Genomic DNA, 14589 nt, shown 5'->3' on the forward strand with positions numbered 1-14589 from the left:
TGAAAAAGCCCAGGTCCTGCGACCTGGGCTTTTTCGTTCGTGGGCCTGCGCTAGGCTGCGGCGCCTAGTCCTTGGCGTACGCCGCATCCTGGGCCAACGGCGTCGTCGGCGACGTGTGCCGTGCGAAGCGCCAGGCCGTCAAGGCACCCACCAGCCCCATGATCGCGCAGAACCCCACGCAGACCCAGGGGCTCCACGGCATCAGCGCGATCAGCGCCAAGGGCGTCGTGCTGGCCCACACCGCATAGGCCAGGTTGTAGGTGAAGGAGATACCCGACACCCGCACGGGCGCCGGGAACAACCCCACCATGATCGACGGCACCACGCCGACCACGCCGCACGACAACCCGGCCAGCGCATAGGCCACGCCGGTCCAGCCCCCGCCCCCGACCAGGCTGGCGTACAAGGTCCCGATGCCCAGCGGCAGGAGCAGGCTGTAGCCCATCAAGGCACGCCACGCACCGAAGCGGTCGACCAACAGCCCGGCGATCACACACCCCAGGTTCAGAAACACGATCCCCAGGGCGCTCAAGGCGAACGTCCGGCCCGCGTCCAGGCCAAAGCGCTGCTGCATCACGGTCGGTGTGATCACCACCAGCACCACCACCGCCGAGGTCAGCACACAGGTCAGCAGCGCTGCCGGGATCAGCGCGTGACGGTGTTCGGTCAGCACCTGGCGCAGGGGAAACGCCACAGGACGCTCACGCCGCTCGCGCAGGGCCAGGAACACCGGCGTCTCGCTGAGCCACCGGCGCAGCCACACCCCGACCAGGCCGAAGACACCGCCCAGCAGGAAAGGATAGCGCCAGGCATGGTCGAGGATTTCCTGCGGGCTGTAGACATGCGCCAGGGCGGTCGCGGTCAGTGCGCCGAGCAGGTAGCCGAAGGTCAGCCCGGCCTGCAGGAAGCCCAGGGCATAGCCGCGCCGCCCCGGGGGCGTGTGCTCGGCGACGAAGGCCCAGGCGCTCGGCACCTCGCCCCCGACCGCTGCGCCCTGCAGGATGCGCAGGGCCAGCAGGATCAACGGGGCGGCATAGCCGATGTCGGCGTAGGTCGGCATCACCCCGATCAGCAGGCACGGCAAGGCCATCATCAGGATGCTCAGGCCGAACACCCGCTTGCGCCCCAGGTGATCGGCGAAATGCGCCATCACCAGTCCGCCCAGGGGGCGTGCCAGGTAGCCGGTGACGAAGATGCCGAAGCTTTGCAGCAGGCGCAGCCATTCGGGCATCTGCGGCGGAAAGAACAACTGGCTCAGGGTCAGCGCGAAGAACACGAAGATGATGAAATCGTAGATCTCCAGCGCTCCGCCCAGTGCCGCCAGGCCCAGGGTCCGGTGGTCGGCGCGCCCGAGCTGGCGCGTGTGGTCGAAAGCAGCCATGACAGCTCCGCTCTGAAAAAAGGAGCAGAGCATAACAAACCGGTGCGTAAGACGTGTCTGCAACTCGGTGAACGGTGAGGCGCCCTGGCCTATAAGGCTGTCCGGCCTGGACTGAACCTGTCGGATCGCCACGTGTTTGAACGGCATTGCAGGCCTGGCGGGCCGACGCAATCCTTTGTAGCGGGCTGCCCGCCAGGCAGGTGGTGACGAAACGGACGCCATCGCGGGCAAGCCCGCTCCCACAAGCTGCTTGCGCAGCCATGCCTCCATTGACGGCTGCAGAGGTCGGGGTGGGAGCTGGCTTGCCAGCGAGAAGGCCCTGCCAGGCGCCGCATGCGGTTGGACATGTACCGAGTAGAGCATCCCACAAGATCCCTGATAGCCGCTCTGACTGCGTGGCGCTGCTGCTTCAGGACAGTGTGGGAGCGGGCTTGCCCGCGATGAGGCCGGGGCCGACACCCCTGTTCGCCAGGCCCGCTGATAAAGCGCAAGCCTTCCCGGTAGCACCCCGACACCTGCATTTTTCAGCTCACGCTAAATTAGCCAACCGCCCCCTCGTCTAACTGGAAGTTTCTTGGGCCAGCCCCAAGCCCCCTCCCTGTCGGCCGGAATCTGCATGAGTCGTCCCCCGCGTACACGTCGGCTGTTGAGCGTCACCCTTGGCCTGCTGGTCATCGGCGCACTGACCGCCTGGAAGCTGCTGCCCGATCCCACCGCCTCGCTCGCCACCGTCGCGGTCAGCCGCGGCGACATCGAAAGCAGCGTCACCGCGCTCGGCACCCTGCAGCCGCGTCGTTACGTGGACGTCGGCGCCCAGGCCAGCGGCCAGATCCGCACGCTGCACGTCGAGGTCGGCGATCGTGTCGAGCAGGGTCAACTGCTGGTCGAGATCGACCCTTCCACCCAGCGCGCCCGCCTGGACGCCGCCCGCTATTCGATCGAGAACCTCAAGGCCCAGCTGGACGAACAGCGGGCCCAGCAACGCCTGGCCAAGACCCAGTACCAGCGCCAGCAGCACCTGGCCAAGGGCGGCGCCACGCGGGACGAGGACGTGCAGACCGCCCTGGCCCAGCTCGAGACGACCCAGGCACGCATCGCCATGTACCAGGCGCAGATCCGCCAGGCCCAGGCCAGCCTGCGCAGCGACGAGGCCGAGCTGGGCTACACGCGCATCTACGCGCCGATGTCCGGCACCGTGGTCGCCGTGGACGCACGCGAAGGCCAGACCCTCAACGCCCAGCAACAGACGCCGCTGATCCTGCGCATCGCGCGGCTGTCACCGATGACGGTGTGGGCCGAAGTGTCCGAGGCCGACATCGGCAAGGTGCGCCCGGGCATGCAGGCCTACTTCACCACCCTGGCCGGCGGCAAGCGCCGCTGGAGCACCACCGTGCGGCAGATCCTGCCGATCCCGCCCAAGCCGCTGGACCAGTCCAGCCAGGGCGGCGGCGCGCCCAACGCCTCCGGCGACAGCAGTGGCAAGGTGGTGCTGTACACCGTGCTGCTGGACATCGACAACGCCGACGACGCGCTGATGGCCGAGATGACCGCGCAGGTATTCTTCGTCGCCGGCCAGGCGGACGGCGTGCTGACCGCCCCGGTGGCTGCGCTCGAAGAGGACGCTGCGGCCGAAGACCGGCGCATCGCCCGGGTGCTCACGGCCAAGGGCAAGGTCGAACGCCGCGAGGTGCGTGTCGGCTTGAGCGATCGCCTGCGCGTGCAGGTGCTCGACGGCCTGGCCGACGGCGACCGCCTGGTGATCGGTGGCGCGACCGATGGAGGCTGAAATGAGCGTGCCGCTGATCGAGTTGCGTGACATCCGCAAGCGCTACGGGGGTGTCGACACGCCCACGGTCGAGGTGGTGCGTGGCATCAGCCTGAGCATCCACCCTGGCGAGTTCGTCGCCATCGTCGGCGCGTCGGGCTCGGGCAAGTCGACGATGATGAACATCCTCGGCTGCCTGGATCGCCCCACCAGCGGCCAGTACCTGTTCGCCGGCCGCGACGTCGCCGAGCTGGACAGTGATGAGCTGGCCTGGCTGCGCCGCGAGGCGTTCGGCTTCGTGTTCCAGGGCTATCACCTGATCGCCTCCGGCTCGGCTCAGGAAAACGTCGAGATGCCGGCGATCTACGCCGGCACCGCACCGGCGCAGCGCCATGCAAGAGCCCGCGCCCTGCTCGAGCGCCCGGGCCTGGGCACGCGCACCGGTAATCGCCCGCACCAGCTCTCCGGGGGCCAGCAACAGCGCGTGTCGATCGCCCGGGCCTTGATGAACGGCGGCCACATCATCCTCGCCGACGAACCCACCGGTGCGCTGGACAGCCACAGCGGCGCCGAGGTAATGGCCCTGCTCGACGAACTGGCGGCCCAGGGCCACGTGGTGATCCTGATCACCCATGACCGCGACGTCGCGGCCCGCGCCCAGCGGGTGATCGAGATCCGCGATGGCCTGGTGGTCAGCGATTCGGCCAACGAGCAGGCGCCCACGCGCCCTGCCGTGCAGAGCCTGGACGCCACGGCACTGCGCCAGCGCCTGGACGAGGGCGCCACCGCCCGCGGTGCCTGGCGCGGCGAGCTGGTCGAGTCCTTGCAGGCCGCCTGGCGGATCATGTGGATCAACCGGTTCCGCACCGCCCTCACCTTGCTCGGCATCGTCATCGGCGTCGCCTCGGTGGTGGTGATGCTGGCAGTGGGCGAAGGCAGCAAGCGCCAGGTGGTGGCGCAGATGGCGGCATTCGGCTCGAACATCCTGTACCTGGGCGGCGATGCCGCCACGCCCCACTCCAAGGTCGGCATCGTGAGCCTGGACGATGTCGCCGCCATCGCCCAGCTCCCCGAAGTGCAGCGGATCATGCCGGTCAACGGCAAGGACCTGACCGTGCGCTACGGCAATGCCGCCGAGCAGTTTTACGTCGGCGGGAACAACACGGCGTTCACCCACATCTTCAACTGGCCGGTGGTCGAAGGCAGCTACTTCACCGAGGCCGACGAGCGCAACGCCTCGGCGGTGGCGGTGATCGGGCACAAGGTGCGCACCAAGCTGATGGCCGGCGTCGCCCACCCGATCGGCCAGTACATCCTGATCGGCAACGTGCCGTTCCAGGTGATCGGCGTACTCCAGGAGAAAGGCTCCAGTTCCGGCGACACCGACAGCGACGGGCGCATCGCAGTGCCCTACTCCGCCGCGTCCATCCGCCTGTTCGGCAGCCGTGACCCCGAGTACATCGCCATCGCGGCCGCTGACTCGGCCCGCGTGAAGGAAACCGAGCACGCCATCGACCGGCTGATGCTGCGCTTGCACCATGGCACGCGCGACTACTCGCTGACCAACGCGGCGGCCATGATCCAGGCCGAGGCGCGCACCCAGAACACCCTGTCGCTGATGCTCGGCGCCATCGCGGCCATCTCGCTGCTGGTCGGCGGTATCGGGGTGATGAACATCATGCTCATGACCGTGCGCGAGCGGACCCGGGAAATCGGCATCCGCATGGCCACCGGCGCGCGGCAGCGCGACATCCTGCGCCAGTTCCTGACCGAGGCGGTGCTGCTGTCGATGGTCGGCGGCGTCACCGGGCTGGTGCTGGCCCTGGCGACCGGCGCATTGCTGACGCTGTTCGACATCGCCGTCGCCTTTTCGGCCGGTGCCCTGTGCGGCGCCTTCGCCTGCGCGGTGGCCACCGGCGTTCTCTTCGGCTTCATGCCGGCGCGCAAGGCGGCCAGCCTTGACCCGGTCACCGCCCTGACCAGTGAATAACCCATGACCCTGCCCAGCCGCCTCGGCCCCTTGACCCTGAGCCTGTGCCTGAGCGCGTGCGCCACCGCCCCGGCGCCGCAGACCGACGTCACCGTGCCGCGCGCCTGGCAAGGCCAGGTCGACACCCGCGCCGAACGCCCGGACGCAGCCTGGTGGCGCGCCTTCGGCAGCCCCGAACTGGAACGGCTGGTCACCCGCGCCCTGGCCAACAGCCAGGACCTGGCGGCGGCCGTGGCACGGGTGCGTCAGGCCCAGGCACGCACCACCATCGCCGGGGCGCCCTTGCTGCCCGAGGTGCAACTGGGCGTGGACGCCAGCCGCCAGCGCCTGCTCCGGGGCGAGGGCTACGATCAGCTCGACGTGGACCGTGCCGAGCGCACCAGCACGGCCTTCACCACGCGCCTGAGCGCCCGTTACGAAGTGGATTTCTGGGGCGGCCTGCGCGCGGCCCAGACCCGTGCGGTGCGTGACCTGGAGGCCACCCGGTTCGACCGCCAGACCGTCGAGCTGACCCTGCTCGCTGCCGTGGCCGACGGCTACCTGCAATGCCTGGCGCTGAACGAGCAGGCGCGCATCGCCCAGCTCAACCTGGACAACGCCCGCGACGTGCTGAACTGGGTGCAGACGCGCCAGCAGGCCGGCTCGGCCACCGCACTGGAGGTGGCCCAGCAGCACAGCCTGGTCGCGGCCCAGGCGCGTCAGTTGGCGCGGCTCGACCAGCGCCTGCACGAGGCGCGGATCGTCCTGGCCACGCTGCTGGGCGACCCGGTCCAGGCGCTGCCACCGTTCGACGAAACCCTCGCCACGCTGCACTGGCCACGCATCGATGCCGGTCTGCCCAGCGACCTGCTCGTCCGCCGCCCGGACATCGCCGCGGCCGAGGCACGCCTGGCCGCTGCCAGCGCCAACGTCCAGGTCGCCCGGGCGGCCATGCTGCCGCAGCTGGTGCTGGGCGCTGAACTGGGCAGTGGCGCGCGCACCTTCGCCGATGTGATGGACAGCCCCTACTACACGCTGACCGCAGGCCTGCTCGCCCCGGTCTTCGACCGCGGCCGCCTGCGCGCCGGGCACACCCTGGCCAAGGCCGAACAGGAAGAACTGCTGCACGCCTACGGCGCTAGCCTGCTCGCCGGTTTCGCCGATGTCGAGCAAGCGCTCAACGCCATCGACGGGGTCGAGCACCAGCGTCGCTGGCAGGACGAGCAGGCACGCCAGGCGCAGATCGCCTCCGATCTGGCCCAGCAGCGCTATGCCGCGGGCGCCGAGACCCTGCTCACCGTGCTCGACACCCAGCGCACGCTCTACCAGGCCCAGGACGAACAGGTGCAACTGCGTCTGGCCCGCCTGCAAGGGGCCGCCTCGCTGTACAAGGCCCTGGGCGGCGGCTGGTCGGCCGCCCCATCGCCCAGCCCCTCCGCTCGATCACCGGCGGTCGACGCCGCCGCGCCCCCGCTCCCTTGAACGAGGCTTCGCCATGACCCCGCCGCTCCAGACCTTCACCCTCGCCGCCCTGCTCGCCGCCTGCAGCCTGCCGCTTCAGGCCGCCGAGCCCGCCCAACGTCCCGGCACGGTGTTTCGCGACTGCGACACGCTCTGCCCGGAGATGGTGGTGCTGCCCGCCGGCACCTTCACCATGGGCACGCCGGACAACGAGATGGGCCGCCAGGAAGACGAAAGCCCGCAACACCCGGTGACCTTCACCCAGCCCTTCGCCATCAGCCGCTTCCAGGTCACCGCCGGTGAGTGGGCGGCCTACCAGAAAGACGCCGGTGTGGTCATCGCCGATGGCGACGATCGCCCCGGCCGACGCTGCACCAACAGCCAGCCCAGCTACGCACAAGGCCCACGCCAGCCTGCCGTGTGCATGAGCTATGCCGATGTCGAGGCCTACGTCGCCTGGCTGTCGAAGAAGACCGGCCAGCCCTACCGCATGGTCAGCGAAGCCCAGCGCGAATACGCCGCCCGTGGCGGGACCGAAGGGGCCTTCCCGTTCCAGCCCGATGCCAACTACGAGATCAGCAAGAACGCCAACGTCTACGGCCCCAAGGACGGCTACAGCTACACCTCGCCGGTCGGCAGCTTCCCGCCCAACGCCTACGGCGTGTACGACATGCACGGCAACGTCTACGAGTGGGTCGCCGACTGCTACCACGACCATTACCGCGGCGCCCCCAGTGACGGCAGCGCCTGGAAGGACGGCGCGTGCAAACTGGTCAGCATTCGCGGCAACGACTGGGGCGAGGCGCCGATCTTCTCGCGCTCGGGCAACCGCAACAACGCCTACGCCACCGACCGTGGCGACTGGATCGGCTTTCGCGTCATGCGCCCGCTCTGACCCGGCGCCGACGGTAAATTAGGCCGCTCCTGGCTCGTTCCTTCCGGTGTACGCGCCGCAGGACAAGGGGCACTTCCTGCGCGCGCCCCTTCACTGCCCCAGGAACCGTCACCATGAGCCAGACCCCCGTGTCCACGCCGCGCCCTGCCCGCGTCGTTCATCCACGCCCGACCCTGGACCCTATCCGATGAGCGCCGCCACTCCGGGCGCCCTGCGTGAGCTGATGGTCCTGCTCAAGCCCTTCAGGCTGATCGTCGGCGTGTCCATCGTCCTGGGGATGCTCGGCGGCCTGAGCGTCACCGTCCTGCTGGCCACCATCAACACGGCGCTGCACGCCGACAGCGAACTGGGCCGTGGGCTCGCGCTGGGCTTCGTCGGCCTCTGCGTGCTGGCCCTGGTCAGCACCATCCTGTCGGACATCGGCACCAACTACGTGGGCCAGCACATCATCGCCACGCTGCGCAAGACGCTGGGCGAGAAGGTGCTGGCGGCGCCCATCGAGCAGATCGAGCGCTTTCGCAGCCATCGGCTGATCCCGGTGCTGACCCACGACGTGGACACCATCAGCGACTTCGCCTTCGCCTTCGCGCCGCTGGCGATCTCGCTCACCGTCACCCTGGGCTGCCTGGGCTACCTGGCCCTGCTGTCGTGGCCGATGTTCCTGCTGATGCTGGTGGCCATCGCCGTCGGGGTCACGGCCCAGTACGTGGCGCAGTCGGTCGGCGTGCAGGGCTTCATGGCCGCGCGCGACGCCGAAGACGAACTGCAGCGCCAGTACAACGCGGTGGCCGGCGGCGCCAAGGAGCTGCGCATCCACCGTCCCCGTCGCCATCGGATGTTCACCCATGGCATCCAGGCGACCGCCGAGTTCATCTGCAAGACCCAGATCCGCGCGATCAACACCTTCGTCATCGCCAAGACCTTCGGCTCCATGCTGTTCTTCGTGGTCATCGGCATCGCGCTGTGGATGCACGGCACCGGACCTGGCCAGGACAAGGCGGTGATCAGCGGCTTCGTGCTGGTGCTGCTGTACATGAAAGGCCCGCTCGAACACCTGATCGGCACCCTGCCCATCGTCAGCCGTGCCGGCATCGCCTTCCAGCGCATTGCCGAGCTGTCGCGCCAGTTCTCCTCGCCCGAGCCGCACCTGCTGCTGACCGATGCCCCGGCGGCACGCGCCTCGATCGATACGCTGGAACTGAACGACGTCACCTACGCCTTCCCGCCGGTAGGTGATGCGCCGCCCTTCCGTCTGGGCCCGGTCAACCTGCGTATCGAGCAGGGCGAGATCGTCTTCATCGTCGGCGAGAACGGCTGCGGCAAGACCACGCTGATCAAGCTGCTGCTGGGTCTGTACGCCCCCCAGCAAGGCCAGGTGGTGCTCGATGGCAAGGTGGTGGAGGCCGCCGACCGTGACCGCTACCGCCAGTTGTTCACCACCATCTTCGCTGACTACTACCTGTTCGACGAGGTCATCCAGGGCGATCAGGCCATCCCCGACGAGGCCCATCAGTACCTGGAGCGGCTGGAGATCGCGCACAAGGTCAGCATCCAGGACGGCAAGTTCACCACCACCGACCTGTCCACCGGCCAGCGCAAGCGCCTGGCACTGGTCAACGCCTGGCTGGAGCAGCGGCCCGTGCTGGTGTTCGACGAATGGGCGGCGGACCAGGACCCGACCTTCCGCCGCATCTTCTACACCGAGCTGCTGCCGGACCTCAAGCGGATGGGCAAGACCATCATCGTGATCTCCCATGACGACCGCTACTTCGACATCGCCGATCAATGCGTGCGCATGGAAGCTGGTCGCGTCGTCAGCGACTACGCCACGGCCTGAGGCAGGTGCGTCAAGGGCCCGACGAAACGTGTCGGCCTCTTGACGCACGAGTGGCCTTATCTGCCTTGCAACAGCGGATCTGTACCTCAGCGATCTTTTTTTGGCGCAGCGGCTAAAGATCGCGCTTCGCATTTCGTTGGTGAGAGGTCGAGACCTTCTCATCGGACCCCTAAAAAAATAACTGCCCGCTTCATTCAGGAGCCTTGTCACCATGCGCCACCCGACACTTCGCCCCACTCCGCTGACCCATGCCGTGCGCGCCTTGCTCACGCGCCGATCCGTACTGCCTGGCGCCCTGCTGGCACTGACGCTGCTGGGGAGCAGCGCCGTGCACGCCGATCAGGTGTCGGTCGACATCGCCGCGCAGCCCTTGGCCAGTGCCTTGCAGCAACTGGGTCAGCAGACCGACATGCAGATCCTGTACAGCCCGGAGCTGGTCCAGGGGCTCAACGCCCGCGCCGTGTCCGGTTCGGTGTCGACCCAGGAAGCGCTGCAGCGCCTGCTGAGCGGCAGCGGCCTGTCGTACCGCGTGGAAGGCAACACCGTGCTGCTGATGGCGCCGCCGTCGGCCGACAGTGGCGCGCTGGAACTGGGCATGACCTCGATCTCCGGCATGGCACCGGGCTCGGTGACCGAAGGCAGTGGTTCGTACACCACCTACATGTCCAGCAGCTCGACGCGGCTGAACCTGACCCAAAAGGAAACGCCGCAGTCGGTCACCGTGGTCACCCGCCAGCGCCTGGACGACCAGAAGCTGACCAACCTCACCGAAGTGCTCGAGGCCACTCCCGGCATCACCGTGCTGCGCACCGGCATCGGCGCCGAGAACGACACGTACTGGTCGCGGGGCTTCCAGATCAACAACTTCGAGATCGACGGGGTGCCGACCTCGCCGCGCCTGGACAACACCACCCAGAACACCGCCATGTACGACCGTGTCGAAGTCGTGCGCGGCGCCACCGGCCTGATCAGCGGCACCGGCACTCCGTCGGCCACCATCAACCTGATCCGCAAGCGCCCGACCGCCACCTTCCAGGGCAGCGTGACCGCCGAAGCCGGCAATTGGGACCGCTACGGCACCGGTTTCGACGTGTCGGGTCCGCTGACCGACAGCGGTAACGTGCGCGGTCGCCTGGTGGTGGACTACAAGACCCAGCATTCCTACGTCGACCGCCTCAAGCAGGAGACCCAGCTGGTCTACGGCATCACCGAGTTCGACCTGAGCGATGCGACCATGCTCACCGCCGGCTTCAGCTACATCAATGCCCAGGCCGACGACCCGCTGCGCACGGGCTTCCAGGTCCGCTTCGCCGATGGCAGCAAGAGCGATTTCGGCCGCTCGAAGAACAGCGCCCCGACCTGGTCGTACAACGACCGCAAGACCACCAACGTCTTCAGTTCCCTGGAGCATCAGTTCGGCGATGGCTGGAGCGGCAAGATCGAAGTCAGCCACAGCGTCATGGAGTTCGACGAGCTGATCAACTACATGAACGGGGAAATCAACGCCGCCGACGGTTCGGGGGCCTATATGTACCCCAACCGCTGGTCGGGCAGCCCGCGCCAGAACAACCTCGATGCCTACGTCACCGGCCCCTTCAGCCTGTTCGGGCGCGAGCATGAGCTGATCGCCGGCGTGACCCTGTCGCGCTACACCGAGAACACGCCGAGCCATGGCGGCTGGTTCGGGCCGTGGACCGGGTACGACGGCACCATCGACAACATCTTCGCCTGGGACGGCCAAGGCCCGCGCCCTGACACGACGACGGTCGGCAAGACCTACATCGAGGAAAACCAGTACGCCGCCTACCTCACCGGCCGCTTCCACCTCACCGACGACCTGTCCGTCATCCTCGGCAGCCGGGTCACCGACTGGAAGCGCACCAACGACTATCAGGACTGGGTCGACTCGTCCAACAGCAACAAGAGCGTGGAGGACCGTCATGGTGTCTTCCTGCCTTACGCCGGGGTGGTCTACGACCTGGACGACACCTGGTCGGTGTACGGCAGCTACACCAAGATCTTCAACCCCCAGCCCTATGGCGTGCGTGACGCCAACTACAAGCCGCTCGATCCCCAGGAAGGCACTGGCTACGAGCTGGGCGTGAAAGGCAGCTTCAACGACGACAAGCTCAACGCCAGCCTGGCGCTGTTCCGCATCGAGCAGGACAACCTGGCGGTCTACGTGCGCTCGCCGGACATCTACCGCGCCGAGCAAGGCACCACCACCAAGGGCGTGGAGCTGGAGTTCAACGGCGAACTGGCCGAGGGCTGGCAGGCGTTCGCCGGTTACGCCTACAGCGTCAGCACCGACTCGGACGACAACCGCATCGTCACCAACACCCCGCGCCACAGCGCGAAGACCTTCACCACCTACCGCATACCCGGCTTCCTGGACGACAAGCTGACCGTCGGCGGCGGCGTGAACTGGCAGAGCAAGACCGGCCAGGACCTGCGCACCTACACCCAGGGCAGCTACGCCCTGACCAACCTGATGGCCCGCTACGACATCACCGACAACCTCAGCGCCTCGGTGAACGTCAACAACGTGTTCGACCGCAAGTACTTCTCCTACGTCGACGCCTGGGGCGTGTATGGCGCCCCGCGCAACCTCATGACCACCGTGAAGTACACGTTCTGACCTGACCGCACGTGCCATGACACGCCCGCGCCTGCGTCCTCGAACGAGGACGAGGTCGCGGGCGTTTGCGTTCAGGGGTCGGGCCAGATGAGGAATGCATTCGCCCGAACACCTCCTGTGTGGGAGCGGGCTTGCCCGCGATGGCATCGGCGGCCTCGCTGCATCGCCAACAGACAGAGCGCCGGACTATCCACCCTGCAGTGGCTGCACAGGCCCAATCGCTGGCAAGCCAGCTCCCACCCAGCCCGCATGAAACCTGCCGGCATGCATCCGTTCGGACATCCCCCTGTGGGAGCGGGCTTGCCCGCGATGGCGGCGGCAGCCTCGCCGCATCGCCGACAGACAGAGCGCCGGCCTACCTGACAATCAACAGGTACTCGATTATCACGTTGATGAATTAAAATCAGCTACCAAACAGGTATCGGGTACTGGGTACCGAGCGTGAGCGCACGTTCGCCACTATCAGGGTGCACAAGTAGTAGCCCAGGAGGGGGCTGCATGGACAAGGTGTATGCCAGGTTCATAGAAAAGTTAGGCCAACCTATCAGCCATCAGCGGGTGCCCGAAGCGAGCATCAAACGGTATGAGGGCAAATTACCCAAGAACTTGCTGGAATACTGGGCTGAGCATGGCTGGTGTGGCTATGGGAAAGGCATTTTTTGGCTAGTGGATCCGCACGCTTATGAAGCTGTGGTCAATGCCTGGCTCGAACCTACAAGCTTCCAGCGCACCGACACTTACCATGTGATCGGACGGAGCGCATTTGGAGACCTTTATCTTTGGGGTGAAAAAACAGGGTTTTCGTTGAAGATCATTAGTGTTCTCTCTCAATGTGTTGTCGATGATTTCGTTCCCACACCAGAACAAATGGATCGTAAGCTGCAAGATTTTTTGCTTTCGCTGGATCGTGAGTCCAATGACTATGCGTCACTCTTCGATGCCGCGCAGAAGAAATTGGGGACCTTGAAGCACGATGAAATGTATGGATTCGTTCCCGCCTTGATGCTGGGAGGATCCAGTGCGCTGGAACATCTCGAGAAAGTAAAAGCGGTCGAACATCTTGTCTTTCTCTCGCAGCTTGCAGCACTTCGGCCTATGGCATTTTGATTGAGCGAAGGGGCTGACAAGCGTGGTCAGCCTCGCTGCATCGCCGACAGACAGAGCGCCGGCCTATTCACCTTGCAGGGCTGCACAGGCCCAATCGCTGGCAAGCCCGCTCCTATAGAACAAAAAATAGCTTGTTGATTTCAAAGGAAATAATTTTAGAATTTTGTGGGCCCTGCGGGCCCAATCGCGGCACAGGGGCCGCTCCTACAGGTGACCGTGATAGCCTGCAACCCCGCGGTGGGGCTACGGGTGTAGGAGCGGCCCCTGTGCCGCGATGGGCCGCAAAGCGGCCCTAAAATCGATTAGCAATGAAGCTTCGAATTTTGCCAGCTATCGGCCATGTTCTCTGCGCGACAGCGCGGCACCAAGGCGGCGGGCGGACTCCTACCCAGCCCGCATGAAACCTGTCGGCATGCATCCGCTAAGACACCACCCTGTGGGAGATTCTATGGTAATTGCCAAGCGCTTAAGCGGCTTTGGGGCGATATTCCTCTCCGCTTCTGATCAGGGCAAAGACCACTCGAGCCAGCTTGCGGGCCAGCATGACCAGGACTTGAGTCTTTTTAAAACCGCGGCTCTGCTTGTCTTCGTAAAACGTTTTCCAAGCAGCTGTCCTGCCTGCTGACATCGCCGCGTTGTGCAGCAAACGACGGACCTCTGGATCGCCTCGTTTGGTCAACGTCGAGCGTTCTTTTTTCTTGCCCGACTGAGCCACTCGCAGGTCCATTCCTAAAAAGGCGATGAAGGCATCGGCACTCTTGAACTCGCCTCGCTGGTAGGTGGCGACCAAACGCGCAGCGGTAAGAAAACCAATACCTTCAACTTTCATACACTGCTTTACTAACGGCATCAGTCCTGCCTGGTCGAGCAGCTTCTTGATCATGTTTTCAATGAGGTCTTCAAGGCGCTTCATCGAGGTGAGCTGGGACTTCAAAAGGTTCTTGAGCAGCGGCTCACCCTCCCAGCTCAGTCTCAGCGCTGTACGCGTCTGGACGAGCATCGCGCGCCTGCGAAACAGGCTGACAAGGTCGCGATAGAGTGTCGAAGGGGGGATCCAGGGGGTAAGATTAGCGCCTTCGTTCTTGAGGTACCGGGCCAGTACCCTTGCATCGATCGGGTCGGTCTTGGCGCGTGAGCCAATACCTTTTCGGTAGTGACTCAGGGCATAACCATCCATCAAGTAAAGGGTATGTCCTGCTTCATGGACCATATCGGTAAACAGCAGGTGATAGACATTGGTGGCCTCGATTGCAATCGAGACCTTGCCGTGCAATGCCTTGATCCATTGTTTAATAGCCGTCTTGTTGTTGGCAATAGTGCTCAACTGTCCGGAGCTGTCTTCGTAAATGACGAGCTCAGCCTTAGCAACGTCGACGCCTATGATCGTGCTGTGTTCGGATGATGGCATTGCCATGAGCGCGTCTCCGCAGGTAAGGTCTAAGGGCTTGAAGGGCCACCCAGAGGCGCAGGCTTGTACTTTCGTCGGTCAAAACCGGAAGCATTCCTTATCGGCGCTTGGGTGAAGGGAGGAGGGGC

At 65.7% G+C, this 14589-nt stretch carries 9 protein-coding genes; 7 read left to right on the top strand and 2 right to left on the bottom strand.

The genetic code is table 11. From position 1 onward, the window contains the following. Window positions 1–64: 64 nt before the first annotated feature. Window positions 65–1381, bottom strand: a complete 1317-nt coding sequence (locus APT63_12775) for an MFS transporter (protein AMA46421.1) — start codon at window positions 1379–1381, stop codon at window positions 65–67. 616 nt (window positions 1382–1997) lie between these two features. On the opposite strand from APT63_12775, the gene APT63_12780 reads away from it, so the two are divergent. The 7 genes from APT63_12780 to APT63_12810 all read left to right on the top strand — a co-directional run bounded on the left by APT63_12780 (window position 1998) and on the right by APT63_12810 (window position 13053). After that, a complete protein-coding gene (locus APT63_12780; protein AMA46422.1) occupies window positions 1998–3167 on the top strand; it encodes an efflux transporter periplasmic adaptor subunit in 1170 nt (389 codons plus the stop codon). 1 nt (window position 3168) lies between these two features. Continuing rightward, window positions 3169–5136, top strand: coding sequence for a macrolide ABC transporter ATP-binding protein (locus APT63_12785; GenBank protein AMA46423.1), 1968 nt, complete (start codon window positions 3169–3171; stop codon window positions 5134–5136). A gap of 3 nt (window positions 5137–5139) precedes the next feature. Next, the gene (locus tag APT63_12790; GenBank protein ID AMA46424.1) at window positions 5140–6597 is read left to right on the top strand and encodes an RND transporter; all 1458 of its coding nucleotides are present in this window, start codon (window positions 5140–5142) and stop codon (window positions 6595–6597) included. A 13-nt stretch (window positions 6598–6610) separates the two neighbouring features. After that, the gene (locus APT63_12795; protein ID AMA46425.1) at window positions 6611–7471 is read left to right on the top strand and encodes a chromophore maturation protein PvdO; all 861 of its coding nucleotides are present in this window, start codon (window positions 6611–6613) and stop codon (window positions 7469–7471) included. Between the two features lie 187 nt (window positions 7472–7658). Continuing rightward, the gene (locus tag APT63_12800) at window positions 7659–9308 is read left to right on the top strand and encodes a cyclic peptide transporter (GenBank protein ID AMA46426.1); all 1650 of its coding nucleotides are present in this window, start codon (window positions 7659–7661) and stop codon (window positions 9306–9308) included. 262 nt (window positions 9309–9570) lie between these two features. Beyond that, window positions 9571–11946, top strand: coding sequence for a ferric-pseudobactin BN7/BN8 receptor (locus tag APT63_12805; GenBank protein ID AMA47894.1), 2376 nt, complete (start codon window positions 9571–9573; stop codon window positions 11944–11946). A gap of 498 nt (window positions 11947–12444) precedes the next feature. After that, entirely contained in the window at window positions 12445–13053 is a 609-nt protein-coding gene (locus tag APT63_12810; GenBank protein ID AMA46427.1) for a glutamyl-tRNA amidotransferase, read from the top strand. A 466-nt stretch (window positions 13054–13519) separates the two neighbouring features. Here APT63_12810 and APT63_12815 read toward each other — a convergent pair whose 3' ends face one another. Continuing rightward, on the bottom strand, window positions 13520–14467 hold the full coding sequence (locus tag APT63_12815) for a transposase (protein ID AMA46428.1): 948 nt from the start codon (window positions 14465–14467) through the stop codon (window positions 13520–13522). Window positions 14468–14589 lie beyond the last annotated feature (122 nt).

Origin of the sequence: Pseudomonas monteilii (genome assembly GCA_001534745.1) — a bacterium.
Lineage (GTDB): Bacteria > Pseudomonadota > Gammaproteobacteria > Pseudomonadales > Pseudomonadaceae > Aquipseudomonas > Aquipseudomonas alabamensis.